Annotated in this window: 23 protein-coding genes and 1 tRNA gene; 16 read left to right on the top strand and 8 right to left on the bottom strand. The window is 64.0% G+C overall.

Annotated features, from left to right (window positions below; translation table 11 throughout):
• Nucleotides 1-65 precede the first annotated feature (65 nt).
• Nucleotides 66-734 (top strand): glutathione S-transferase family protein, encoded by a 669-nt coding sequence (locus ACP146_RS22440; RefSeq protein WP_422368981.1) that lies wholly within the window; start codon nt 66-68, stop codon nt 732-734.
• A 196-nt stretch (nt 735-930) separates the two neighbouring features.
• Here the strand turns inward: ACP146_RS22440 and ACP146_RS22435 are convergent, their stop codons facing one another.
• The gene (locus ACP146_RS22435; protein ID WP_422368980.1) at nt 931-1,656 is read right to left on the bottom strand and encodes a hypothetical protein; all 726 of its coding nucleotides are present in this window, start codon (nt 1,654-1,656) and stop codon (nt 931-933) included.
• 153 nt (nt 1,657-1,809) lie between these two features.
• Between ACP146_RS22435 and ACP146_RS22430 the strand changes: the two genes are divergently transcribed.
• Complete coding sequence (locus tag ACP146_RS22430) at nt 1,810-2,721, top strand: SDR family oxidoreductase (protein WP_422368979.1); 912 nt, start codon at nt 1,810-1,812, stop codon at nt 2,719-2,721.
• On the opposite strand, the gene ACP146_RS22425 is transcribed toward ACP146_RS22430, so the two are convergent.
• Nucleotides 2,718-3,554 carry an alpha/beta fold hydrolase gene (locus ACP146_RS22425; protein ID WP_422368978.1) on the bottom strand — a complete coding sequence of 279 codons (837 nt, stop codon included), beginning with the start codon at nt 3,552-3,554 and terminating at the stop codon, nt 2,718-2,720. The two genes, ACP146_RS22430 and ACP146_RS22425, sit on opposite strands and share 4 nt — an antisense overlap.
• Nucleotides 3,555-3,593: 39 nt before the next feature.
• On the opposite strand from ACP146_RS22425, the gene ACP146_RS22420 reads away from it, so the two are divergent.
• The 3 genes from ACP146_RS22420 (at nt 3,594) to infC (ending at nt 7,581) form a co-directional block, all read left to right on the top strand.
• On the top strand, nt 3,594-4,808 hold the full coding sequence (locus tag ACP146_RS22420) for a glycosyltransferase family 4 protein (RefSeq protein WP_422368977.1): 1,215 nt from the start codon (nt 3,594-3,596) through the stop codon (nt 4,806-4,808).
• 94 nt (nt 4,809-4,902) lie between these two features.
• Complete coding sequence (thrS, locus tag ACP146_RS22415) at nt 4,903-6,855, top strand: threonine--tRNA ligase (RefSeq protein ID WP_422368976.1); 1,953 nt, start codon at nt 4,903-4,905, stop codon at nt 6,853-6,855.
• 189 nt (nt 6,856-7,044) lie between these two features.
• Nucleotides 7,045-7,581 carry a translation initiation factor IF-3 gene (gene infC, locus ACP146_RS22410; RefSeq protein WP_422369685.1) on the top strand — a complete coding sequence of 179 codons (537 nt, stop codon included), beginning with the start codon at nt 7,045-7,047 and terminating at the stop codon, nt 7,579-7,581.
• A 278-nt stretch (nt 7,582-7,859) separates the two neighbouring features.
• Here the strand turns inward: infC and bdcA are convergent, their stop codons facing one another.
• Complete coding sequence (gene bdcA / locus ACP146_RS22405; RefSeq protein WP_422368975.1) at nt 7,860-8,573, bottom strand: SDR family oxidoreductase; 714 nt, start codon at nt 8,571-8,573, stop codon at nt 7,860-7,862.
• A 105-nt stretch (nt 8,574-8,678) separates the two neighbouring features.
• Between bdcA and ACP146_RS22400 the strand changes: the two genes are divergently transcribed.
• The 5 genes from ACP146_RS22400 (at nt 8,679) to pheT (ending at nt 13,637) form a co-directional block, all read left to right on the top strand.
• Nucleotides 8,679-9,299 carry a TetR/AcrR family transcriptional regulator gene (locus tag ACP146_RS22400; RefSeq protein WP_422368974.1) on the top strand — a complete coding sequence of 207 codons (621 nt, stop codon included), beginning with the start codon at nt 8,679-8,681 and terminating at the stop codon, nt 9,297-9,299.
• Nucleotides 9,300-9,464: 165 nt separating this feature from the next.
• Entirely contained in the window at nt 9,465-9,668 is a 204-nt protein-coding gene (rpmI, locus tag ACP146_RS22395) for a 50S ribosomal protein L35 (RefSeq protein ID WP_299396389.1), read from the top strand.
• 12 nt (nt 9,669-9,680) lie between these two features.
• Nucleotides 9,681-10,037 (top strand): 50S ribosomal protein L20, encoded by a 357-nt coding sequence (gene rplT / locus ACP146_RS22390; protein ID WP_422368973.1) that lies wholly within the window; start codon nt 9,681-9,683, stop codon nt 10,035-10,037.
• Between the two features lie 125 nt (nt 10,038-10,162).
• A complete protein-coding gene (gene pheS, locus ACP146_RS22385; protein WP_422368972.1) occupies nt 10,163-11,233 on the top strand; it encodes a phenylalanine--tRNA ligase subunit alpha in 1,071 nt (356 codons plus the stop codon).
• Nucleotides 11,234-11,237: 4 nt separating this feature from the next.
• Complete coding sequence (gene pheT, locus ACP146_RS22380; protein ID WP_422368971.1) at nt 11,238-13,637, top strand: phenylalanine--tRNA ligase subunit beta; 2,400 nt, start codon at nt 11,238-11,240, stop codon at nt 13,635-13,637.
• A gap of 91 nt (nt 13,638-13,728) precedes the next feature.
• On the opposite strand, the gene ACP146_RS22375 is transcribed toward pheT, so the two are convergent.
• The 3 genes from ACP146_RS22375 to ACP146_RS22365 all read right to left on the bottom strand — a co-directional run bounded on the left by ACP146_RS22375 (nt 13,729) and on the right by ACP146_RS22365 (nt 15,023).
• The gene (locus ACP146_RS22375; protein WP_422368970.1) at nt 13,729-13,908 is read right to left on the bottom strand and encodes a hypothetical protein; all 180 of its coding nucleotides are present in this window, start codon (nt 13,906-13,908) and stop codon (nt 13,729-13,731) included.
• A 287-nt stretch (nt 13,909-14,195) separates the two neighbouring features.
• Nucleotides 14,196-14,546, bottom strand: a complete 351-nt coding sequence (locus tag ACP146_RS22370; protein WP_422368969.1) for a hypothetical protein — start codon at nt 14,544-14,546, stop codon at nt 14,196-14,198.
• A 192-nt stretch (nt 14,547-14,738) separates the two neighbouring features.
• Nucleotides 14,739-15,023 (bottom strand): hypothetical protein, encoded by a 285-nt coding sequence (locus ACP146_RS22365; RefSeq protein WP_422368968.1) that lies wholly within the window; start codon nt 15,021-15,023, stop codon nt 14,739-14,741.
• A 232-nt stretch (nt 15,024-15,255) separates the two neighbouring features.
• Between ACP146_RS22365 and lepA the strand changes: the two genes are divergently transcribed.
• Nucleotides 15,256-17,058: a translation elongation factor 4 gene (gene lepA / locus ACP146_RS22360; protein WP_422368967.1), complete on the top strand. Its 1,803-nt coding sequence runs from the start codon at nt 15,256-15,258 to the stop codon at nt 17,056-17,058.
• Between the two features lie 27 nt (nt 17,059-17,085).
• Here lepA and ACP146_RS22355 read toward each other — a convergent pair whose 3' ends face one another.
• A complete protein-coding gene (locus tag ACP146_RS22355; protein ID WP_422368966.1) occupies nt 17,086-17,430 on the bottom strand; it encodes a hypothetical protein in 345 nt (114 codons plus the stop codon).
• Between the two features lie 276 nt (nt 17,431-17,706).
• Here ACP146_RS22355 and ACP146_RS22350 point away from each other — a divergent pair.
• From ACP146_RS22350 to ACP146_RS22340, 3 genes are all read left to right on the top strand, one after another.
• Nucleotides 17,707-17,796: transfer RNA gene (locus ACP146_RS22350), tRNA-Ser, on the top strand.
• Nucleotides 17,797-17,980: 184 nt separating this feature from the next.
• Entirely contained in the window at nt 17,981-18,445 is a 465-nt protein-coding gene (locus tag ACP146_RS22345) for an RrF2 family transcriptional regulator (RefSeq protein WP_422368965.1), read from the top strand.
• A complete protein-coding gene (locus tag ACP146_RS22340) occupies nt 18,435-19,142 on the top strand; it encodes a class I SAM-dependent methyltransferase (protein ID WP_422368964.1) in 708 nt (235 codons plus the stop codon). The genes ACP146_RS22345 and ACP146_RS22340 overlap by 11 nt, the downstream gene beginning before the upstream one ends.
• 26 nt (nt 19,143-19,168) lie before the next feature.
• Here ACP146_RS22340 and ACP146_RS22335 read toward each other — a convergent pair whose 3' ends face one another.
• On the bottom strand, nt 19,169-20,167 hold the full coding sequence (locus ACP146_RS22335) for a GntR family transcriptional regulator (protein ID WP_422368963.1): 999 nt from the start codon (nt 20,165-20,167) through the stop codon (nt 19,169-19,171).
• A gap of 657 nt (nt 20,168-20,824) precedes the next feature.
• Here ACP146_RS22335 and ACP146_RS22330 point away from each other — a divergent pair.
• Both ACP146_RS22330 and ACP146_RS22325 read left to right on the top strand, forming a co-directional pair.
• Nucleotides 20,825-21,898 carry an ABC transporter ATP-binding protein gene (locus ACP146_RS22330; RefSeq protein WP_422368962.1) on the top strand — a complete coding sequence of 358 codons (1,074 nt, stop codon included), beginning with the start codon at nt 20,825-20,827 and terminating at the stop codon, nt 21,896-21,898.
• Between the two features lie 87 nt (nt 21,899-21,985).
• Nucleotides 21,986-22,861 carry an ABC transporter permease gene (locus tag ACP146_RS22325; RefSeq protein ID WP_422368961.1) on the top strand — a complete coding sequence of 292 codons (876 nt, stop codon included), beginning with the start codon at nt 21,986-21,988 and terminating at the stop codon, nt 22,859-22,861.

Below are 22,861 nucleotides of genomic sequence, written 5' to 3'. Positions count from 1 at the left end.
ACTCTGCTCCGTTACCCTTAAACGCTACTGTTCAGGGGCCGGCGCGGTGCTTATAGTCCGCGGCCATGCGCCAACTCTATCACCTCGCCATCGATCCGGGCTGCCGCAGCATCCGCGTTCTGCTGGCGGAAAAGAACATCGACTGCGAACTGCAGACCGAAAAGGTCTGGGAGCGGCGGGAGGTCTTTCTGCACCTCAATCCGGCGGGGCAGGTACCGGTCTTCATCGATGAAGACGGCACCGCCATTCCCGGTGCTGCGGTCATCGCCGAATACCTGGAGGAGGTTTATCCCGAGCCGACGCTGCTCGGAGATACGCCGGTCGACCGCGCCGAGACACGGCGTCTCTGCGCCTGGTTCGGCGAAAAGTTCCACCGCGAGGTGACGGTGAATCTGGTCGAGGAAAAAATCATGAAGCGGTTCCTCGGGCTCGGCACACCGAATTCCGGCGCCATCCGCGCCGGGCTGGCGAACATCCACTATCATCTGGAATACATCGCCTGGCTTTGCGACCGCCGGCGCTGGCTTGCCGGCGACAACTTCTCCCGCGCCGACATCGCCGCCGCTTGCGAGATCTCCGCCATCGACTATCTCGGCGACGTGCCCTGGTCCGAACACCCGGACGCTAAGGACTGGTATGCCCGCATCAAGTCGCGGCCCAGCTTCCGCGCCATTCTCGGCGACCACATCTCCGGCGCCCGCCCGCCCAAACACTACGCCGATCTGGACTTCTGAGGGGCAAGAGGAGGCGGCCGAGAGTGCTCCCCCTCACCCAGCTTCGGCTAAGGTTCGACCTTCGATCTCACCAAGCCTCCACAACCCTCTCCCACCAGGGGAGAGGGTAACAAGAGCGTTTTTTTGCTTCTCCCTCTCCCCTGGTGGGAGAGGGTCGGGGTGAGGGGGAATGCTGGCCCCAACCTGCCGTCTCGCCCTACTCCACCTTCACGTCGAGTTTGGCGAGATTGGCCTGGGCGGCGGCGGCGGTGGCGCTGTCGGGGGCGCGGCTGGCGGCTTCCACCCAGTCGTTGCGGGCGCCGTCGTCGTCACCGGCGAGGCGGCGCAGGTTGCCGCGCTCCAGATAGCCCTCGGCATTGCCGGGGTCCATCGCCAGGGCGCGTTCGACATCGGCCAGCGCGCGGGCGGCCTGATCCAGATAGCGGTAGGCACTGGCGCGCAGCACCAGGATATCCGCGCGCTGGGGGGCGTTGGCCTGAGCCCGGCTGAGGTCGGAGACGGCGCCGTCGAAATCGCCGACGGTGGCCGCGGTCATGCTGCGGTCGACCAGCAGGTCGACGTTGTTGGGCTCCCGCGCCAGCGCCGTGGTTTGAATTGCATAGGCGCGGTCGAGATCCTCGGCAAGGAACCAGGCCTGGCCGGCCTGGATCAGGATCGGGATCTGCAGAAAGGCGAAGCCCTGTTCCAGGCTGGCGGCGAGGGATTCCAGCTCTTCACCGGCGGCGGCATGGTGACCGAGACGCAGCAGGGCAACGGCGGCACAGTGGCTCGCCGGATCGCCGCCGCCAAGGTCGGCCCAGGTCTGGGCCTGTTCCAGGGCCTGGTCGGCATCAAGCTCGATCAGATCCATGCAGTTGGCGTAGCGGGCGGCCTGTTCCTGGTCCTCGCTCTGCGCCCCAACAGGGTTCCCGGCCGCAACCAACAGGCAAAGGCCCCCTATCGCAGCGGCAGCCGCAGACCGCAGGGGTCCAGCAAGACTCTTGAGGTGTTTCCGCCCGCTCTTTCGTGCCGTCACGCTATACCCTATATGCTTTGAGACTGTTCATTGGCGCCAACTTAAGCGAGATGCCCCTTGGTGGAAACCGCCCCTTCGACTGAGAATGCCACGCTGCCCAAGCCTGGCCGTCTGTTCTGCTTCGGCCTCGGTTTTTCCGCTCTGGCGCTGGCGCGCCGCCTGAGGGCCGCGGGCTGGTCGATCGCCGGGACCACGCGCTCGGCGGAAAAGGCGGCGGCGCTGCGGGGCGAGGGTATCGAGGTTTTTCTCTTCAGCCGGGAGCAGCCCTTGGCGGATCCGGCAGCGGCCCTGGCGGGAACCACCCATCTGCTGACCAGCATCGCCCCGGACGACGCCGGCGATCCGGTGTTGGATTTGCACGCCCCGGCGCTGACTGGTCTGGCAGGGCTTTCCTGGGCCGGCTATCTCTCCACCACCGGGGTCTACGGCAACCGCGACGGCAGCTGGGTGGACGAGGAGTCAGAGCTGCGGCCCAATGCCGGGCGGAGCCGGCGGCGGGTGGCGGCGGAGGAGGCCTGGTTGGCGGCCTGCCGCACAGAAGGCCTGCCGGTCCACATTTTCCGTCTCGCCGGCATCTACGGGCCGAGCCGCTCCATGCTGGACACGGTGCGGGCGGGCAAGGCCAAGCGCATCGACCGGCCGGGCCAGGTCTTCAGCCGCATTCATGTCGAGGATATCGCCACGGTGCTGCAGGCCTCCATGGCGGCACCGCGACCCGGGCGCATCTACAATGTTTGCGACGACGATCCGGCCTCGCCGGCCGAGGTAACGGCCTATGCCTGCGGGCTTCTCGGCGTCGATCCGCCGCCCCTGGTGCCCTTGGAAGAGGCCGGACTCTCCCCCATGGGACTCAGTTTCTGGCAGGACAACAAGCGGGTTTCCAACCGCCGCCTGCATGACGAACTGGCGGTGACGTTGACCTATCCGACTTACAAAGCCGGGCTCGATGCCCTGCTGGAACAAGGGTATTAGGCGGCTCGGGGCGGATTGCTGAGCGCACCTACCGTGCGCAGCAGCAAGTCGATCTCCGCGGGTTCCGAGAAGCGGTGCCCGGCGGACTTCACGATGCTCAATTCGACATCCCTGCTTTCGAGAAGCTCGCTGAGGCGGAGCGCCATCTGCCAGGGCACGTCGTTGTCCTGCATGCCGTAGAGCAGGCGTACCGGCGCGGTGATCGGGATCGGTCCCTTCAGCAGCAGATGCTTGCGCCCCTCTTCGATCAGTTCGTTGGTGATGGTGTAGGGCTCGTCGCTGTAGGCCGAGGGGTAGAGGATGTAACCGTCCTGAGCCATCTTTTCGCGAAAGGCGTCGGTGGTGCGGGGGCCGATGATTTCCTCGGTGAAATCCGGCGCCGCGGCGATGCCGACCAAACCGGCCATGCGTTGCGGCCGCGCCAGGGCGAGCAGCAGCATGATCCAGCCACCCATGGAGGAGCCGACGATGACCTGCGGCCCCTCGGTGAGGTTGTCCAGAACCGCCAGGGCATCGGCCAGCCAGGTGCCGATGGTGCCGTCGGTGAACTTGCCCTCCGAGGCGCCGTGACCGCGGTAATCAAAACGCACGAAGGCCTGGCCTCTGTCGCGTGCGAATGCCTCCAGCGCCAGCGCCTTGCTGCCGGTCATATCGGACATGAAACCGCCCAGGAACATCAGGCCCGGCAAGGCCGGCTGTTCCTCGGCACTGGCTTTTCCTGCTTCTGTCTTGTAATAGGCGAGGACGGTACCGTCCTCGCAGGGTAAAGTTTGGGGAGTTCGGTCGGCCGTCACTTCGGGAATCGACATGTTTTCTCTCAGGTTTACCGTCATATTTGAGGCCCCGCGGGCCCGGCGGAAAAGCGTCACGCCATGAGCGCGCCGGAGGTTAGCACCGGCGTCACGCAGATCGAAAGCGCGACGGCTGCCCAGGGACCGGTTGTTTTGCAGGTTCTGCCCGCGCTGGTCACCGGCGGGGCGGAGCGCGGCACGGTGGATATCGCCGGGGCGATCATCGCCGACGGTGGCACCGCCATCGTCGCTTCCGAAGGCGGGCCGATGGAAAACGATCTGAAACGTCTCGGCGCCCTGCACCTGAAGATGCCGCTGGCCTCCAAGAATCCGCTGGTCATGCGCCGCAATGTGGCGCGCCTCGTCAAGGTGATCGAGGGCTATAAAGTCGACCTGGTGCACGCGCGCTCCCGCGCGCCGGCCTGGTCGGCGCGGGCCGCGGCGCGGCAGACCGGCTGTCACTTCGTGACGACCTTTCATGCGCCCTATAACTTTTCGAACGCGCTGAAGAAGCGCTACAACGCGGTCATGGCCGACGGCGAACGTGTTATCGCGATTTCCGATTTCATCGCCGAACACGTTCGCAGCAACTACAAGGTCGACCCCAAGATGCTGCGGGTCATCCATCGTGGTGTCGATCTCGCGCGCTTCGATCCGGACCGCGTGAGCGCCGAGCGTATGATCCAGTTGACGACCCGCTGGCGTCTGCCGGACGGCCTGCCGCTGATTCTGATGCCGGGCCGGCTGACCCGCTGGAAGGGCCAGGCGGTGCTGCTGGAGGCGCTGAGCTATCTGCGTGACATCGATTACCGCTGCGTGCTGGTGGGCTCCGACCAGGGACGCACCGCCTATCGCCGCGAACTGGAAGAACTGATCAACCGCCACGGCCTCGCCGGCAAGGTTCTGCTGCTGGACGAATGCAACGACATGCCGGCGGCCTACATGCTCTCCGACGTGGTGGTTTCGGCCTCCACCGATCCCGAGGGTTTCGGGCGCATTGTTGGTGAAGCGCAGGCCCTGGGCCGTCCGGTCGTCGCCAGCGATCACGGCGGCGCGCGCGAGCAGTTGCTGGCCGAGCGCACCGGTTTTCTCTTCCCCTCCGGCGACGCGGCGGCCCTGGCCGCCGGTCTGCGCAAGGCACTGGGCCTTTCACCCGAAGCCCGCGCAAGGCTGCATGACGAGGCCATCGCCCGGGTGCGCCAGAGCTTCTCCAAGGAGCAGATGTGCGCCAAGACCCTGGCGGTCTATAAAGAGGTGCTGCGCTCCGGCGCCTGGGCCCCCGGCGCGCATCCTTGACAGCAGTTGGAATCCTTCTAGAGTTGCCGCCGCTTTCCGCCCGGCCCCCGGTTTTGGGGCCGTTGTCTTCATATCTGCCTGCTGAAACGCCCAGATGGACCTGACCCAGAAGAAACCGATCTCGCTCACATTGCCCGACGGCTCCGCCCGCGATTACGAGGGGCCGGTCACCGGCGCCGAAGTGGCGGCCAGTATCGGACCGGGCCTCGCCAAGGCGGCGCTGGCCATCAAGGTGGGCGGGGTGCTGAAAGATCTGTCGGTGGCCATTGACGGCGATGCGGCCATCGAAATCGTGACGGCCGGTCATGAGGACAGCCTGGAACTGCTGCGCCACGACTGCGCCCATGTGCTGGCCGAGGCGGTGCAGGAGCTTTATCCCGACACCCAGGTGACCTTCGGTCCCGCCATTGAAAACGGCTTCTATTACGACTTCGCCCGCGCCACGCCTTTCACGCCGGAAGACCTGGCGGCGATCGAAAAGCGCATGCACGAGATCGTCGACCGCGACGAGACCATCACCCGCGAGGTCTGGGAGCGCGATGACGCGATCCGCCACTTTTCGAAGATCGGCGAGAAGTACAAGGCCGAGCATATCGAAACCCTGGCGAGCGATGCCGAGATCTCGATCTATCGCCAGGGTGGCTGGCTCGACCTCTGCGTCGGCCCGCACCTGCCGTCGACGAAGAAGCTGGGCCATGCCTTCAAGTTGACCAAGGTGTCCGGCGCCTACTGGCGCGGCGATGCCAAGAACGAACAGCTGCAGCGCGTCTACGGCACCTGCTGGGAGACCGACAAGCAGTTGAAGGCCTATCTGACCATGGTCGAGGAGGCGGAGAAGCGCGATCACCGCCGCCTGGGGCGCGAAATGAACCTCTTTCACCTGCAGGAAGAGGCGGTGGGCTCGGTCTTCTGGCACCCCAAGGGCTGGACCCTCTACCGCACCGTCGAGGCCTATATGCGCCGGCGCCAGGCGGAGGCGGGCTATGTAGAGGTGAAAACCCCGCAGTTGATTGATCGCTCGCTCTGGGAGACCTCGGGCCATTGGGAGAAATTCCACGAGCATATGTTCATCGCCGAGTCCGAGGACCGGGTGTTGGCGGTGAAACCGATGAACTGTCCGGGCCACGTGCAGATTTTCAAACAGGGCATCACCAGCTACCGCGACTTGCCGCTGCGTATGGCGGAGTTCGGGGCCTGCCACCGCAACGAGCCTTCCGGCGCCCTGCACGGGCTGATGCGGGTGCGGGCCTTCACCCAGGATGACGGCCACATCTTCTCGACGCCGCAGCAGATCAACAGCGAGACGGTGATCTTCTGCGACCTGCTGCAGTCCATCTATCGCGACTTCGGTTTCGATGATCTGGTGGTGAAATTCTCCGACCGCCCGCCGGTGCGCGCCGGTGACGATGCCACCTGGGACCGGGCCGAAGCGGCGCTGAAGGATGCGGTGGAGGAAGCCGGGCTGCCCTACAGCCTGAACCCGGGTGAGGGGGCTTTCTACGGCCCCAAGCTGGAATTCGTGTTGCGCGACGCCATCGGGCGCGACTGGCAGTGCGGCACCTTCCAGGTCGATTTCGTGCTGCCGGAGCGTCTTGGCGCCAGCTACGTCGGCGAAGACGGCGAGAAACACCGTCCGGTGATGCTGCATCGGGCGATCCTCGGCTCTTTCGAGCGCTTTCTGGCAATCCTGATCGAGCAGCATGCGGGTAAATTTCCGCTTTGGTTGTCTCCGATTCAGGTCTCGATTGCCACGATTACCTCGGATGCGGACGACTATGCCATTCAGGTAAAAGAGAAAATGGCGGCCGCCGGCATCCGGGTCGAAGCCGATCTGCGCAACGAGAAAATCAACTACAAGGTGCGCGAGCACTCTCTGGCCAAAGTGCCGATCATGGCCGTGGTCGGCCGCCGGGAGGCGGAGGAAGGCAAGGTCGCGCTGCGACGCCTGGGCAGCAAGGCGCAAGAGATTCTTGCGCTTGACGACGCAGTGGCTAGGATCAAGGCGGAAGCAGCGGGTCCGGGCGCCTTGGCGCAGCCGGCCTCATAGCCGTTGGATCGGTCCTCTAGGCGCTAAAGCCGGACCGCAGAGACGGCCGGGGGATGCCGGAACAAACCGGAAGAAGATGGAAAACCCGCGCAAGCCGAGAGGGGAAGCCGCCGCCAGCCATGGCGGGGCGGAATTTTATTACCAGGAAAGTGGTGACCCGCATATGGATGGAAACGAGGAGCCTAAACAATAGCACGCCCACCCTTTGATTCTACGCCGTCCCGCGACGGGCCGCGCGTCAACGAACTCATCACCGCGCCCCAGGTGCGCCTGGTCGATGAAAACGGCGAACAGGTCGGGGTCGTCTCGACAGTCGATGCCCTGAGCCGCGCCATGGCTGCCGGCATGGACCTCATGGAGGTTTCCCCCAACGCCGACCCGCCGGTCTGCAAGATCCTGGACTATGGTCGTTTCCGCTACGAGGCCCAGAAGAAGAAGAACGAGGCCCGCAAGAAGCAGAAGACGATCGATGTCAAGGAAATCAAGATGCGGCCCAACATCGACACCCATGATTATGAGGTGAAGATGCGCGCCATCCACCGCTTCATCGGCGAGGGCGACAAGGTCAAGGTGACCATGCGTTTCCGGGGCCGTGAAATGGTGCACCAGGAGATCGGCAAGAACGTCTTGGACCGGGTGCGCGAGGAAATGGAAGAGACCGCCAAGGTCGAACAGTTTCCAAAGCTCGAAGGCCGTCAGATGACCATGGTCATGGCACCGCGCTAAGCGGTGCGGCGGTCATGGCACCGCGCTGAGCGGTGCGGCGGTCATGGCACCGCGTGAGCTGTTCAGGCAATCCGGTGTGAGGCTTTCCCCCGACCCTAGCCCTCCCCTGCAAGGGGGGAGGGAATTTAACGAACTTCCGCGACGACTAACCTCCCCCTTCGACGGGGGAGGTCGCGCGCAGCGCGGGTGGGGGTGACAGCCTCGCCGGGAAACGTCATCAGTCAAAACCCCAAGATGTTTTCCGTCCCGGCTGCAATGGCGTTGACTCTACCGAGACGCTAGGCGCCGAACCCACCGTCAATCGTGTGCTGGGCGCCGGTCACGTAGGCGGCTTCCGGCCCCGTGAGATAGGCGACCATGCCGGCGATCTCAGCCGGTTCGGCATGGCGCTTGATGGCCATGAAAGAATGCATCATCTCCTTCATCGGGCCGTCGGCGGGGTTCATGTCGGTGTTGACGGGGCCGGGCTGAACCGAGTTTACGGTGATGCCGCGGTCGCCGAAGTCGCGGGCGAGGCCGCGCACCAGACCCTGTACCGCCGACTTGGTGAGCGCATAGGCCGCGCCGCCGGGAAAGGGCATGCGGTCGCCGTTCACCGAGCCGATCACCACGATGCGCCCGCCGTCGTTCATCTTGCGGGCCGCCTCCACGGCGGCATGGTAGGGGCTGCGTACATTGACGTCGATCATGCGGTCGACGGCGTCCGGATCGTTCTCCAGCGCATGGCCCAGCACGGCCACGCCGGCATTGATGACCAGGATGTCCAGAGCGCCCTGGTCGGCGATGACCTGGGCGACCGCTTTACGGTCCGCCGAATCGCTCTGGCTTGCCTTTGCGCCGGTCTTCCCTGCCAGGGCCGCGGCGGCCTCGGCCGATCCGGCATAGGTGAAAACCGTCTCCGCGCCGTCCTTGGCGAGGCGTTCGACGATGGCGGCGCCGATACCACGGCTGCCGCCGAGAACCAGGGCTTTCTTGTTGGAGAGGGACGTCATTTTGCGGCTCCTTTAACGATCTGAAGTGGTTGGTTTCTGTCAGGCTTGAATTTTGTAATGATCGTTAGATATATTGTTCGAGAGCCGCTTCAAGAGAAAAATTTAATGACTGCTAAAAAAATTAACTCAACCCGGGGACGGCCGCGTGCCTTTGACCCGGAGGCGGCGGTGGAAACCGCCCTGGCGCTGTTCCATGAACGTGGCTACGACGCGGTGGGTGTGGCCGAACTCAGCCAGGCAACCGGCGTGAAGCCGCCCAGCCTCTATGCGGCTTTCGGCAGCAAACAAGGGCTGTTCGAGCGGGCGGTGACGCTCTACCGCGCCCGCGAGGGCGCCGTGGTTCGAGAGGCCCTGGCGCAAGAGGGGCCTGCTGATGACGTGATTCCCGGCCTTTTTATCCGCGCGGCCGAGGCCTACAGCGCCGACCCCCGGCGCCCGGGCTGTCTGATTCTGGACGGGGCCCGCAATTCCGCCGATACGGCGGTGTGTGACTTTATGGCCGAGCTGAAGGCGGCTTCCCGCCAGGGTATCCTTGACCGTCTCCGCCAGGATTTCCCAGAGGCGGACTATCCGGGGGCGGCCGGGCGCCTCGCCGATTTCGTCGGGGTGGTGCTGGCCGGCCTTTCCGCGGCGGCCCGCGATGGCCTGCCGCGCGAGGCGCTGATCGAGACGGCAACCCTGGCCGGAACCGGCTTCCGCGCCGCCTGTCCGCAAAGGGCTGCCTGATCCGCCTCCCGCAGACCGGCAAAGGCCCGGAAATCCGGGCCTCGCGCGGCGTCTTGCATTCCGGCTTGGGGGCCGCTATAACCCCGCGTTCCTTACCGAGCGGTCCGGCGAAAAGGGCATGCCCAGCCGCTTATACAGTCTCGTTTCGTTCAGAAAGGATGCAAAATGCCCAAGCTGAAGAACAAGTCCGGAGCGAAGAAGCGCTTCCGGCTCACTGCCACTGGCAAGGTGCGCATGAACCAGGCGGGTAAACGCCACGGCATGCGCAAGCGCCCCCAGAAGATGATCCGCAACGCCAGGGGTTCGACCCTGCTCTGCGACGCCGACGCCAAGATCGTCCGGCGTAACTTCCTGCCCTACGCGAAGTAAGGAGAGGCAGCCATGGCAAGAGTAAAACGCGGCGTCACCACGCACGCCCGCCATCAGAAGGTCATCAAGCGCGCCAAGGGTTACCGCGGCCGCGGCAAGAACGTCTTCACCGTCGCGATCGAGCGGGTCGAAAAGGGCCTGCAGTACGCCTACCGCGACCGCCGGGTGAAGAAGCGCAACTTCCGCTCCCTGTGGATCCAGCGCATCAACGCCGGTGCCCGCGAGCACGGCCTGACCTATTCCCAGTTTATGAACGGCATCCAGCTGGCCGGTATCGAGCTGGACCGCAAGGTGCTTTCGGACCTCGCGGTGCGCGAGCCGGAAGCCTTTAAGTCCCTGGTGGAACAGGCGAAGGCCGCAAGGGCCTGACGCCTCTCCTGGCCCGGCGGTGCGCCTGCTAAGGCAGCCGCCGGCAGACCGGCCGGACCCGCCCCCGATCATGTGTTCCCCGATCACGTAATCCCCGGGCGGGACGGCAAAGGCGGACAGAGGTCATGGATAGTCTTGAGCAGCTGCAAAGCAGCCTGATCGATCGGGTGGCGGAAGCCGCCGATCTGGAAACCCTGGAGCAACTGCGCGTTCAGGCGCTCGGCAAAAAGGGCGAACTGACCCAGCGGTTGAAGACCCTGGGCAGCCTGTCGCCGGACGAGCGCAAGGAAGCCGGCCAGGGCCTCAACCGGATCAAGGAAGCGGTTACGGCGGCGATCGAAACGCGCCGCGGCGATCTGGAGGAGGCCGATCTGGAGGCCCGCCTGGCGGCGGAGGCCATCGACGTCAGCCTGCCCGCCCGCCCGGCCGAGATGGGCCGCATTCATCCGATCAGCCAGACCTGGGAAGAACTGGTGGCGATCTTCGGCGAGATGGGCTTCTCGGTCGCCGATGGCCCGCACATCGAGGACGACTTCCACAACTTCACGGCGCTGAACATCCACGAGTCCCATCCTGCCCGCCAGGATATGGACACCTTCTACCTGCGCCCGGACGAAGCTGGCGCCCGCAAGGTGCTGCGCACCCACACCTCGCCGGTGCAGATCCGCACCATGCTGTCGGAAAAGCCGCCGATCCGCATCATCGTGCCGGGCCGCACCTTCCGCGCCGATCACGACGCCACCCACTCGCCGATGTTCCATCAGGTCGAGGGGCTGGTGATCGACAAGAAGACCCATATGGGCCACCTGAAGGGCACGCTGACCGCTTTCTGCCGCGCCTACTTCGGCGTCGACGACTTGCCGCTGCGCTTCCGGCCCAGCTACTTCCCCTTCACCGAGCCTTCGGCGGAGGTCGATATCGGCTGCAGCCGCGAGGGCGGCGAACTGAAGATCGGGCCGGGCAAGGACTGGCTGGAAATTCTCGGCTCCGGCATGGTGCACCCCAAGGTCCTGGCCAACTGCGGCATCGACCCGGAGGTCTATCAGGGCTTCGCCTTCGGCATGGGCATCGAGCGCATCGCCATGCTGAAGTACGGCTTCCCCGATCTGCGGATCTTCTACGAGACCGATCTGCGCTGGCTGAAGCATTACGGCTTCGTGCCGCTGGAACTGCCGTCTCTGGTGCGGGGGAGCTGACGCGATGAAGTTCACCCTCTCCTGGCTGAAAGACCATCTGGAAACCGAGGCCTCCTTCAAGGAGATTACCGACACCCTGTCGATGATCGGCTTGGAGGTCGAAGGTATCGAGGACCGCGCCGAAGCCCTGAAGTCCTTCACCGTGGCCCGCGTGAAGGAGGCGCGCCAGCACCCCAATGCCGACCGGCTCCGGGTCTGCATCGTCGACACCGGCACCGAGGAGGTCCAGGTGGTCTGCGGCGCGCCCAATGCCAAGACCGGCATGTTGGGCGTCTTCGCCCCGGTGGGCAGCTACGTCCCCGGAACCGAGATCACCCTGAAGGCCGGCAACATCCGCGGCGAGGATTCCAACGGCATGCTGGTCTCCGAGCGCGAAATGGGCCTCTCAGACGATCACGAAGGCATCATCGAGCTGAGCGAAGAGGTGGCGCTGGGCACGCCTTTCGCCCAGGTCGCCGGCCTCGACGACCCGGTGATCGAGATCGCCATCACGCCCAACCGCGGCGACTGTCTGGGGGTGCGCGGTATCGCGCGGGACCTGGCCGCCGCCGGGCTCGGCACCTTGAAGCCGCTGGACGAAACGCCGGTTGCCGGTGTCTTTGAAAGCCCGATCAAATGGCGGCGCGACCTGCCGGATGATCAGCAGCACCTCTGCCCCTTCGTCTCCGGGCGCTATTTCCGGGGCGTAAAGAACGGCCCGAGCCCGAAGTGGATGCAGGACCGCCTGCGCGCCATCGGCCTGCGGCCCATCTCGACCCTGGTCGACATCACCAACTACGTCACCTTCGGCCTGAACCGTCCGCTGCACGTCTTCGATGCCGACAAGGTGAAGGGCGATGTGGTGATGCGCCTGGCCAAGCCGGGCAGCGAGATCGTGGCGCTGGACGGCGATACCTACAGTCTCGACGAGACCATGGTGGTGATCGAGGATGACGCCGGGCCCGAGGGTATCGGCGGCATCATGGGCGGCGAGGTCTCCGGCTGCACCGAGGAGACCACCAACGTCTTCCTCGAAGCGGCGCTTTTCGATCCCGTGCGCGTCGCCGAAACCGGGCGCAAGCTGGGCATCCATTCGGACGCGCGCTACCGTTTCGAGCGCGGCGTCGATCCGAACTTCGTGCTGCCTGGTGTCGAAGTGGCGAGCCGCCTGATCCTCGAGCTCTGCGGCGGCGAGGCCAGCGAAGTGGTGACCGCCGGCGAACTGCCGGTCTGGGAGCGTCAGGTCAGCCTGCGCCCGGACCGCACGGCGACCCTTTGCGGCGTCGAGATCGCTGCCGATCGCCAGGGTGAGATCCTCGAACGGCTTGGCTTTGCCGTCGGCAGGGACGGCGACCGGCTGACGGCGGCGGTGCCCTCCTGGCGCCCGGACGTCGAAGGCGAGGCCTGTCTGGTCGAGGAGGTCTTGCGGATCCACGGCTATGACGCCATTCCCGAGGTCGACATGCCGCGCGAGACCTATCTACCCAAAGCGGCCCTCAGTCCCTCCCAGCGCCGGGTCGCGGCGACCCGCACGGCGCTGGCCTGGCGCGGCATGCTGGAGGGCGTGACCTTCTCCTTCGTCTCCAGCAAGGAGGCAGCCTTGTTCGGCGGCGTGCCGGATGCGCTGCGCCTGGACAATCCGATCTCCGCAGACCTCGACGTCATGCGCCCGACACCGCTGGCCAATCTGGCCTCTGCGGCGGTCCGCAACGCCGACCGCGGCTATGGCGATCTGGCGCTTTTCGAAGTCGGTCCGCAGTATCACGACGACAGCCCCAAAGGTCAGGCGACCGTGGCCGCCGGTATCCGGGCGGGCGAGAGCCGGGCGCGCGACTGGAGCGCCGCGCCGCGCCCGGTCGATGCCTTCGACGCCAAGGGCGACGCCGAGGCGGTGCTGGCGGCCTGCGCCGCGCCGACCGGCAATCTGCAGGTCACGCCCGATGCACCGGCCTGGTATCATCCGGGCCGCTCCGGCGTCCTCAGGCTCGGCCCCAACGTACTGGCGCAGTTCGGCGAGTTGCACCCCCGGGTGCTGAAGGCGTTGGACCTCAAAGGGCCGGCAGTTGCCTTCGAGGTTTTCCTCGACCGCGTGCCCCTGCCGCGCGCCGGCAAGCAGAAGCCTTCCTTGCTGACGCTATCGGCCTTTCAACCGGTGTCGCGCGACTTTGCCTTCCTGGTCGACGAGACAGTGCCGGCGGAAAAGCTGCTGCGCGCCGCCCGTGGGGCGGACAAGGCGCTGATCAGCGATGTCACGCTGTTCGATGTCTATCGCGGCAAGGGGGTGGAGCCGGGCAAGAAGTCGCTGGCCATTGCCGTCACCCTGCAGCCGCGCGAGGCGACGCTGACCGATCAGGAGATCGATGCGGTGGCGGCCAAGGTGGTGAAGCAGGTGACCGGTGCGACGGGTGGGGTTTTGCGCACCTGACGGTGCCGGTGCGATTTTGCGCGCCTAAACGGCCCCAGGGGCGTTCTGCGCGTCTGACGGCGGCTTCAATCTGAAAGGGATCGCGCCGGTATCAGCGCGAGGCGAACTGTCGGCTTTCGCTGTTGCGGGCCCAGAGTTCGTCGGCCCGGCGGGCCTTGGCAACCAGTTCCTTCGCAAGTTTGATGTTTCCGGCCGCTTCGGCACGGGCCGCCAACGCCCAAGTCATGGCGGCATATTCGCGCGCTTCGGCTTCGCTGATTCTCCGATCCATTGCCAGTCTTTCCCTGCCCATCTCTCGGTTTTCGAGAAATAGGAGCCTCGGCCGACCATGGTTAACGAAAGGTTAAACTTCGCCAAACTGTGTTATTTGCGCACTGGCCGTGGCAAGGATGCAACAGTTTTGAGACCGGCGTTCTGAAACTGACGGTCTTTCCCAAAAAGAGAAGGAGCCCGGTTCCTGAGAACCGGGCTCCTCTATCAGATCGATCGCTTGGAGCTTTTCGCCCGTCTGACGATCCCAGGCTTGGTGGGGTCAGAACGGACCGTTAAACTGGCTTGTCAGGTGCTGTACCACTGCATGCAGATGCGCGGACCCTGATGGGCCTTGTTGCCGGCCCGGGTCTTGTCGATGGTCCGCTTGATGAAAGCTTCCAACTCACGGATGTGGTGCTCCGGCACACCACCCTTGATCAACTTGGCGCGCGACTGACGCGCGTTCCTGTTGTAGGTGGCGGCGTCTTTCTTACCGAGCGCTTCGTATGCCTTCACCATGCAGAAATTCTGCTGATACCACCGCGCTTCGTTGCGCGCGGCGGCGGGGGACGCCGATGTTGCGAGCACGAAGCCCGCGACGGCAATGCAAGCCGTAAAACGCAGGCCGCTTCCCGCTGTCGTAAAGATCTTGCCCATGAAACCTCTCCGCATCGTGTTTCCTCAGTGTTCTTCCTCGAGAACGCTGAGATCCCCCCAATATTCCCCGACGGCGTTGAGATTCCGTGAAGAATCGAGGCAATGCACCCCAAATCCCAAATACTCTAGCAGTATTAACCCTATGCTTAAAGTTAGAAACCCAGAGCAGAAACGGGTTGGTGCAAGGGACGGCTAATATTGAAAGAACCTTGGTTGGCCGGCCCGGGGGGTCAGGACGCGGGTGGTGGCGCTGGGCGGTTGCTGCCAGTGCAACTCGACTCCCTGGTCCTCCAGGAATGCTTCGGCTGCCGCCCTGGCCTCCGCATGGGTTCTCGCCGTGCCCTGCTCATAGCGCAGGCCGTTGCGCTCAAAGGTCACGGTCCAGCGAAACTGCAATTCGCCGCGTTCATAGGTAAAGCTTGATGTCTCCCGCCAGGGTTCGATCAAGATATTGTGCCGCTTCAAGGTGTCCTCCATAGCCCACTCGTTTGAGAGCTAACACGGCGTCTATCCTCGAAGGTGTGACGACTTCGGGACAAATTCGCCCTTTCCGGGGTATATCTGGGCGATTAGAAGGCTGCGGCGGTCGCGTTTTGCGCCACCCGCCGGTCTCTGCATCAAGGCGTTGAACAAGGGGCCCGTGCGCCCTATCTTGCGGCGCGCCGAAAGTGGCGGCGACCCGCGTTCCAGGCAGTTTCACCAGAGCACCATGACCGACCTTTCTCACATCCGGAATTTCGCCATCATCGCCCATATCGACCATGGCAAGTCGACCCTGGCCGATCGGCTGATCCAGCTCTGCGGCGCGCTCAGCGACCGGGAGATGAAGGAACAGGTTCTGGATTCCATGGAGCTGGAGCGCGAACGCGGCATCACCATCAAGGCCCAGACCGTGCGGCTCAGCTATAAGGCGGCCGACGGAGAGACCTATCAGTTGAACCTCATCGACACGCCGGGCCATGTCGACTTCTCCTACGAGGTCAGCCGCTCGCTGGCGGCCTGCGAGGGATCGCTGCTGCTGGTCGACGCCAGCCAGGGTGTCGAGGCGCAGACCCTGGCGAACGTCTATCTGGCCATCGACAACGACCACGAGATCGTGCCGGTCCTGAACAAGGTCGACCTGCCGGCGGCGGAGCCCGAGCGCATCAAGGAACAGATCGAGGAAGTGATCGGCATCGACGCCAGCGAGGCGCTGCCGATCTCGGCCAAGACCGGCGAGGGCGTTGCCGAGGTGCTGGAGGCGCTGGTCACGCGCCTGCCGGCGCCCCAGGGCGATCCCGAGGCGCCGTTGAAGGCGCTCCTGGTGGACAGCTGGTACGACACCTACCTCGGCGTCATCACCCTGGTGCGGGTGGTCGACGGTACGCTGAAGCCGGGCATGAAAATCCGCATGATGGGCAGCAAGTCGACCCATCTGGTGGAAAAGGTCGGCGCCTTTACGCCGAAGATGGCCAGCCTGGCGGCGCTGGGCCCCGGCGAGATCGGTTTCCTCACCGCCAGCATCAAGTCGGTGGCCGACACCAACGTCGGCGACACCATCACCGAGGAGAAGCGCCTGGCGTCGGAACCGCTGCCGGGCTTCCAGCCTTCCGTCCCGGTGGTGTTCTGCGGACTCTTTCCGGTCGATGCGGCGGAGTACGAGACGCTGCGGGATTCCCTCGGCAAGCTGGCGCTCAACGACTCTTCCTTCCAGTTCGAGGCCGAGACCTCTGCGGCCCTGGGTTTCGGCTTCCGCTGCGGCTTTCTGGGCCTGCTGCATCTGGAGATCGTTCAGGAGCGCCTGGAGCGGGAGTTCGGCCTCGACCTCATCACCACGGCGCCCTCGGTGGTCTACAAGATCCACCTGACCAAGGGCGACATGATCGAACTGCACAATCCGGCCGACATGCCGGACGTGATGAAGATCGCCAAGATCGAGGAACCCTGGATCAAGGCGACGATCCTGGTGCCCGACGAGTTTCTGGGTCCGATCCTGAAGCTTTGCGAAGACCGCCGCGGCGAGCAGATCGACCTGACCTACGCCGGGACCCGCGCCATGCTGGTCTACCGCCTGCCGCTGAACGAGGTGGTCTTCGATTTCTACGACCGCCTGAAATCGGTCTCCCGCGGCTATGCCAGCTTCGACTACCAGATCGAGGAATACCGCGAGAGCGATCTGGTGAAGGTGTCGATCCTGGTCAATCAGGAGCCGGTCGACTCCCTGGCCATCATCGTCCACCGCGCCCAGGCCGAACCGCGCGGGCGGGTACTTTGCGAACGCCTGAAGGAACTGATTCCCCGGCAGCTCTTCAAGATCGCGATCCAGGCGGCGATCGGCGGCAAGGTGGTGGCGCGGGAAACCATTTCCGCCCTGCGCAAGGACGTGACCGCCAAGTGCTACGGCGGCGACGTCTCCCGCAAGCGCAAGCTCCTGGAGAAGCAGAAGGCCGGCAAGAAGCGTATGCGCCAGGTCGGCAATGTGGAGATTCCCCAGTCGGCCTTCCTGGCGGCGCTCAAGATGGGCGACGGCTAGGGCGCTTTCCCGTCCTTCACTGTCGCCTCAGCGCCGGCCGCGGCTGGAGAAGCGCTTGGGCTGGCGCTCGCCGCCCCAGCGCCGGAACAGCAGGACCAGCAGTGCCCCGGGCACAAAGAACACGGCCCAGGCCCACCACTGCAGCAGTGGCTGAAAAATGTTGTCCCAGAGGTCGACGGAGATATTGCGCTCGATGCCGGCCTGCAGGGTGTTGAGGCTGGCGCCGCCCATGGCCTGATCGATCTCGAACCAACGCTGGCCCAATACCGCAAAACGCCATTCCCCGCTGCTCAGGGAGGAGACGCCGTCCCAACCGAGCAGGACCAGAGCGGCAAACAGCAAAAACCAGCCGAGAACGCGGCCTACAATCATGAATCCCCCAATGTCGCCTCCTGCACCGCCGGGTCTGCGAATCCCGGCGGCTCGGGCCTTATCAGGGCGGCGACCGGCGGGATATTAGCAGCCCACGATGGTTGCGGCCACCGGCAGGCGGGATTTTTTGGCCGGCGCCCGGCTCCCGCTTTCGGGAGAGATTGCATCCCGGGCCGCCCTCGGCTAGGTTCGCGCCGCCGGGCGCCCTGGCCCAGCGTTTCGCGGTTTATCTTTGCGCAACGCGGATGTAGTAAAACAGGGTGCCGAGGCGCGGTAGGAGAGGTGGCCGAGTGGCTTAAGGCGCACGCCTGGAACGCGTGTGGGTGGGAAACTGCCTCGTGGGTTCGAATCCCACCCTCTCCGCCATATCCCAGAGTGCGAGACTTTTCATTTTGGCTTTCCGTAGCGGTGAATGCCTCGCCAAAGGGATTCTTTGTCGGTGCTGGCGGAGACAGCAAGCGACGGCCGCTTTATCTTGTGATGTCGGCTTCAGACGTGCCGTCGAAGGCTTCCATTGACTGAAAGTCTGTAATGTAACATTGTATGTTACATGAAACGCGACAGCCGCCTTTCCGGTATTCTCCACCTTCTGTTGCACATGGCTGAGGCCGAAGGCCCTCTAACCTCTGAGGCGCTTGGGCGGCTCATGCGGACCAACCCTGTCGTTATCCGGCGGACCTTGTCGGGGCTGAAGGAGCAGGGGATCGTGGGCTCTGAGAGAGGGCATGGCGGGGGCTGGACGCTTGAGCGCAACTTGAGCGCGGTCACGCTGGGCGATGTTTACAGAGCGCTGGGGCACCCCGCGCTCTTCGCCATAGGGAACCGCAACGAGACGCCGGGTTGTCTTTTGGAACAGGCTGTCAATGCGGCGCTGGACGACGCGCTGAAGGAGGCGGAAGAAATCCTCGTTGCGTCGTTCGACAGAGTGTCGCTCGCAACCCTCGAGGCCGATTTTCGCGAGCGCCTTGATCGCGGTCCACAATCCAAGTCGAGAAAGGAAAACCATGCAGGATGACGAGGCCGACGGTGCATCGCAGTTTTTAAAGAACTTCTCCAATCCCGACGCCGTCTCCGGCTACGCGGAAGGCGTGCGACGCTTCGTGCCCGGTCTCGACGGGCTGCACAGAATGACCGCCGTTCTCCTGGCCGAACGCGCACCGCCGAATGCCCGCGTGCTTGTGCTCGGCGCAGGCGGTGGCCTCGAACTGAGGGCTTTGGCGGAAGCGCATCCCCAGTGGACCTTCCTTGGTGTCGATCCTGCTCCGGAAATGCTTCGTCTCGCGGAGCGCACGCTTGGCCCGTTGATGCAGAGGGTTGAATTGGTGGAAGGCTACATCGACGACGCACCGGCAGGGCCTTTCGACGCGGCGACCTGCATGCTTGCGCTGCACTTTCTGCCTACGGATGAGCGGGAGAGAACGGTCCGGGAGGTTCACCGGCGCCTGCGGCCCGGCGCTCCCTTCGTCGCGGCGCACGGGAGCTTTCCTCAACAGCCGAAAGAACGCTCGCTTTGGCTTGACCGCTATGCCGCCTTCGCGATTGCCTCGGGTGCTGACCCTGACAAGGCGACGGGTGCACGCGATGCAATTGAAGCAAGCAAGATGATGCTCGGCCCGGAAGAGGATGAAGCGATATTGCGGCAAGGCGGGTTTCGCGACGCGCGGTCGTTCTATTCGGCCCTCACATGGCACGGCTGGATAGGCCATGCATAGAACGCTTTGCCTCTCGTGAAACCCGCTCAGCGGGTTTTGACGAGAAAGGGTGAGAACTGCGGTGCAGGGACGACCGAAAAGACCTTGAGGCGGGCGAGCGTTCGCTTCTGTGCCGATTCCAGATGGGCAACCAGGGCCGCCGCGGCGGCGTCCACCGATTCCTTGATCAGCAACTCAAGCACCAGACGGTGTTCGGAAAGCGTTGCGCTTTCATCCGCCAAGCCGAGGTACTGCTGAAAGGTCTGCGCCGTTGCAAGCGGAAGCTGGTTCTGGCGAATGATCGATGTCATGCGTTTGTTGTCGATCTTCATCAGGCATTCGACATGCAGAAAGCGGTCGAACTGCTGCAGCAGTTCGGGTGTCAGGCTGCTGTGGTCGAGTTCCAGCGTCAGCATGTGATCGCGCATGCTGGTCAGAACGGTCCTGTCGAGGCGCGGCGCCGCATTGATCAAGGCGGCTGGCTCCAGCAGCTTGCGGATCTCGTACATCTCTTTCATCGCTGCTGCCGTCAGCGGGCCGGCGATCCACCGGGAACTGGAGCTTTTCTGCACCAGGCCACGCTCGTGGAGCCGGCCCAGGACATCCCGGGCGACCGTTCTGCTAACCTGAAACAAGCTTGCGAGCCGTGCTTCGTGGATCCGGTAGCGTCCGAAAGCGGCGGCTGTGGCGACTTCCTGTTCGATCCTGCCGTAGATGCGCTGCCATGATGATCGCGACTGCATTGCTTCGTCAATGTCGCCCGGCAGCGTCAGCCCCGACTGCCGGATGTCCATGCGAATGGGAACGGTATCGCCGCCGGCCTTTGAGACGACATATCCCCGGCCTTCGAAGCGGAGAATCCGTTTCTCCTCGTTGAGCATCCGCAGGGCCTTTTGGACCGGGGCGCGGCTGGTGCCGAAAAAGTCGGCGAGCGGCCCTTCAAGCAGGACCAGGCCCTGCGGAAGTTCATCGGCCTCCAGATGATCGCGCAGGACGCGATAGACGAGCTCGTAGAGTCTTTCCGGCGCTCTCGGGTCGGTGTTCATCGAAACGTTTGCCTGGTGACCTGACCGCAGCCGGCCGATTGCCGCAGGGCTTGCGGCGTTTGCGTGCAGACGACGGTCGGCGGTGCCGGTGTCGGGAGGGATTGATTCACTAAGGCGCTAGGCATGGCTGGACAAGAGATTCGCGCACACTCTAGTGCGACTGTTTCGAACCTGCCAGCACGCCGGAGCTGCAGAGTCGGCATTTGATCCTAAAATCGAAGATTGCATGCGAAGGTCATTTTTCATCTTAGCGAGCTTCTCCATCAGGAAATAATATTTCTAATAACTTATATTTTTAGAATGAACACATCTGTTTGTAGGCCGATGTCGAATGTTACGAAGGCAGCGCACTTCAATAAAAGATTATTGCATGCAAAATTCATTTCAGATACCGTTTTGAAAATACACAACCGCTAAGGCCGTTAAGGCAACGCGGAAACCGGATGACGCTGTCCAGCAACGCGTCCTCGGCAAACAAATCAGGGGGGCTGGCGTGAAAATCGAAACTCACGATCGTTTCGTTGTTCCCTGGAGCAGGGCAGGCATTGCTCCCCGGCGCGGGTCGGGCTCTTTGCGCCCGGCGGCCGGGCCCGAACCGCGTGGTCGGGGCCAGGCTGCGAAGAGCACCGTCAATCGTGCCTCCATGGCCTCCGCCGCATGACCGCCATTCTGGAACTCAAGAACGTCACCAAGCGCTACGGAGACGACACCGCCCTCGACAGTCTGTCGGTGACGCTGGAGGCCAACGAATACATTTCGCTTCTTGGCCCCAGCGGTTCCGGGAAGTCAACTCTTCTGAAGGTCATTGCCGGTTTCGAGAAGCCAGATGCCGGCGACGTTCTTCTGGAGGGGCGCTCTCTCGCCCAGGTGCCCGCCTATCGGCGGGGCATTGGCTTTGTGTCCCAGGGGTTCGCTCTCTTTCCCCATCTTACGGTCTTCGAGAACGTGGCATTCGGGCTGCGCAATCGCGAAGTCGACCCCCTGGAGGATGAAGCGGAGCTTCGCCGCAGGGTCGATGAGATGTTGGCCCTGGTCGGGCTTTCCGATCTCGGCGATCGTGGCATTGATCAGATATCCGGCGGCCAGAAGCAAAGAGTCGCCTTGGCGCGGACCCTGGTCGCCGACCCGAAGATTATCCTGCTCGACGAACCGCTTGGTGCCCTGGACGCCAACTTGCGGGCGCGCATGCGCGTCGAGCTCCGGCGCATTCGCCAGCAGCTTGGAATCACCTTCATGCATGTGACGGGTAACGAGGAAGAGGCGCTGGCGATGGGCGACCGGGTGGCCGTTCTCGACAGCGGCCGGCTGGCGCAGATCTCCGACCCCGACGCCGTCTATAACCGCCCGCAGTCGGCCCGCGTGGCGAAGTTTCTCAACTGCTACAACATGTTTGAGGGGCGCCGTGATGAAGAAGGCGCGTTTCACGCCGGCACCAGCAGCTTTGCCTGTTCGCCCGGGGCTGCGGCGGCCGGCGTCTATTGCGTGCGTTTCGACAAGATCAGGGTGGTTCCGCTGCAGGAGTTGTCGGCAGACGGCGGCACCGGCGTCCGGGCGACCTTCATCACCAGCGAGTATGCGGGGCCGCGCATTACCTATTTCTTCCGCGGCGCCGACGGAAAGGTGCTTGAGGTGGAGTACCACCTCAGCCATCGGCGTCCTGAAGAATTCGCCGCCGGTAACGACTACTGGCTGTCGTGGTCGCCCGATGAAGCGCTTGTCTATTTCCAATGAGAGACCTCAAGGCCGATGATGGACGCTAGTCGCGGTAACGATGTTCTGTCCGAAGGCGGGCCTGAAAGCGGGCCAACGGAAGAGGGCGTGAAGACAGTATCCGGAGGCGGCGATTCCTCGGCCCGCCGGATCACGGCGATGCTCATCGCACCGGGGACGATCTGGATGCTGTTGTTCCTGGTCGTGCCGATGCTGATGATGGTCTACGTCAGTTTCTGGACTCAGAAGACCTTCAGCATCGAGCCGACCCTGACCGCGGACAGCTGGGTTGCCTTCTTTTCCAGCGAGACCTACTTCGCCGCGCTGCTGAGAACGATCAAGATCTGGCTGATCGTTCTGGCGACGACCTTTGCGCTGGGTTATCCCACCGCGCTCTTCATCGGTCTCTTCATCAAGAACAAGACCGTGCAGACCATCGTCCTGGTGCTCTGCGTGGTGCCCTTTTGGACCTCATTCCTGATCCGCGTCCTGGCCTGGCGCCCGATGCTCGGCAAGGAAGGGGCGGTGAACATCGTTCTGGAAAAACTGGGACTGATCGCGGAGCCCATCGAGGTGCTGCTGTTCACCGAGTTCAGTGTCGTGGTGGGCATGACCCAGATCTACGTGGTCTTCATGGTCGGCCCCATCGCCTTCATGCTCTCGCGTATCGATCCCAGTCTGATCGAGGCTGCGCGTGATCTCGGCGCGGGTACCTGGCGCATCTTCCGCACCATCATCTTTCCGCTCAGCCTGCCCGGCGTCGTGGTCGGGGCGATCTTCGTCTCGGTCATGGTGCTGGGCGAGTTTGCCACCTCGGCCGCGCTGTCCGGGCGCAAGGTCAACCTGCTCGGCAATATCATCGTGACCCAGGTGGGTTCCCTGAAGTGGGCCTTTGCCGCCGTTGCCGGCGTGATCCTGACCGCCGTCATGGCCGTCGTCGTGGCGGTCCTGCTGCGCTTCGTGGATCTGAGGAAGGAGCTCTAG

This window comes from Pelagibius sp., from assembly GCF_965249265.1.
GTDB lineage: Bacteria > Pseudomonadota > Alphaproteobacteria > Kiloniellales > Kiloniellaceae > Pelagibius.
This window is presented reverse-complemented; position numbering and strand designations above follow the sequence as displayed.

Excerpts from the sequence above, each read along its gene's own strand:
- ACP146_RS22365 (WP_422368968.1), bottom strand. The coding sequence starts at position 15,023 with ATGGAGGACACCTTGAAGCGGCACAATATCTTGATCGAACCCTGGCGG.
- thrS (WP_422368976.1), top strand. The coding sequence starts at position 4,903 with ATGGACCTGACCCAGAAGAAACCGATCTCGCTCACATTGCCCGACGGC.
- ACP146_RS22375 (WP_422368970.1), bottom strand. The coding sequence starts at position 13,908 with ATGGATCGGAGAATCAGCGAAGCCGAAGCGCGCGAATATGCCGCCATG.
- ACP146_RS22425 (WP_422368978.1), bottom strand. The coding sequence starts at position 3,554 with ATGACGGTAAACCTGAGAGAAAACATGTCGATTCCCGAAGTGACGGCC.
- ACP146_RS22345 (WP_422368965.1), top strand. The coding sequence starts at position 17,981 with ATGAAACGCGACAGCCGCCTTTCCGGTATTCTCCACCTTCTGTTGCAC.
- ACP146_RS22340 (WP_422368964.1), top strand. The coding sequence starts at position 18,435 with ATGCAGGATGACGAGGCCGACGGTGCATCGCAGTTTTTAAAGAACTTC.
- lepA (WP_422368967.1), top strand. The coding sequence starts at position 15,256 with ATGACCGACCTTTCTCACATCCGGAATTTCGCCATCATCGCCCATATC.
- ACP146_RS22400 (WP_422368974.1), top strand. The coding sequence starts at position 8,679 with ATGACTGCTAAAAAAATTAACTCAACCCGGGGACGGCCGCGTGCCTTT.
- ACP146_RS22330 (WP_422368962.1), top strand. The coding sequence starts at position 20,825 with ATGACCGCCATTCTGGAACTCAAGAACGTCACCAAGCGCTACGGAGAC.
- rplT (WP_422368973.1), top strand. The coding sequence starts at position 9,681 with ATGGCAAGAGTAAAACGCGGCGTCACCACGCACGCCCGCCATCAGAAG.
- pheS (WP_422368972.1), top strand. The coding sequence starts at position 10,163 with ATGGATAGTCTTGAGCAGCTGCAAAGCAGCCTGATCGATCGGGTGGCG.
- pheT (WP_422368971.1), top strand. The coding sequence starts at position 11,238 with ATGAAGTTCACCCTCTCCTGGCTGAAAGACCATCTGGAAACCGAGGCC.
- bdcA (WP_422368975.1), bottom strand. The coding sequence starts at position 8,573 with ATGACGTCCCTCTCCAACAAGAAAGCCCTGGTTCTCGGCGGCAGCCGT.
- ACP146_RS22440 (WP_422368981.1), top strand. The coding sequence starts at position 66 with ATGCGCCAACTCTATCACCTCGCCATCGATCCGGGCTGCCGCAGCATC.
- ACP146_RS22355 (WP_422368966.1), bottom strand. The coding sequence starts at position 17,430 with ATGATTGTAGGCCGCGTTCTCGGCTGGTTTTTGCTGTTTGCCGCTCTG.
- ACP146_RS22370 (WP_422368969.1), bottom strand. The coding sequence starts at position 14,546 with ATGGGCAAGATCTTTACGACAGCGGGAAGCGGCCTGCGTTTTACGGCT.
- ACP146_RS22420 (WP_422368977.1), top strand. The coding sequence starts at position 3,594 with ATGAGCGCGCCGGAGGTTAGCACCGGCGTCACGCAGATCGAAAGCGCG.
- ACP146_RS22335 (WP_422368963.1), bottom strand. The coding sequence starts at position 20,167 with ATGAACACCGACCCGAGAGCGCCGGAAAGACTCTACGAGCTCGTCTAT.
- rpmI (WP_299396389.1), top strand. The coding sequence starts at position 9,465 with ATGCCCAAGCTGAAGAACAAGTCCGGAGCGAAGAAGCGCTTCCGGCTC.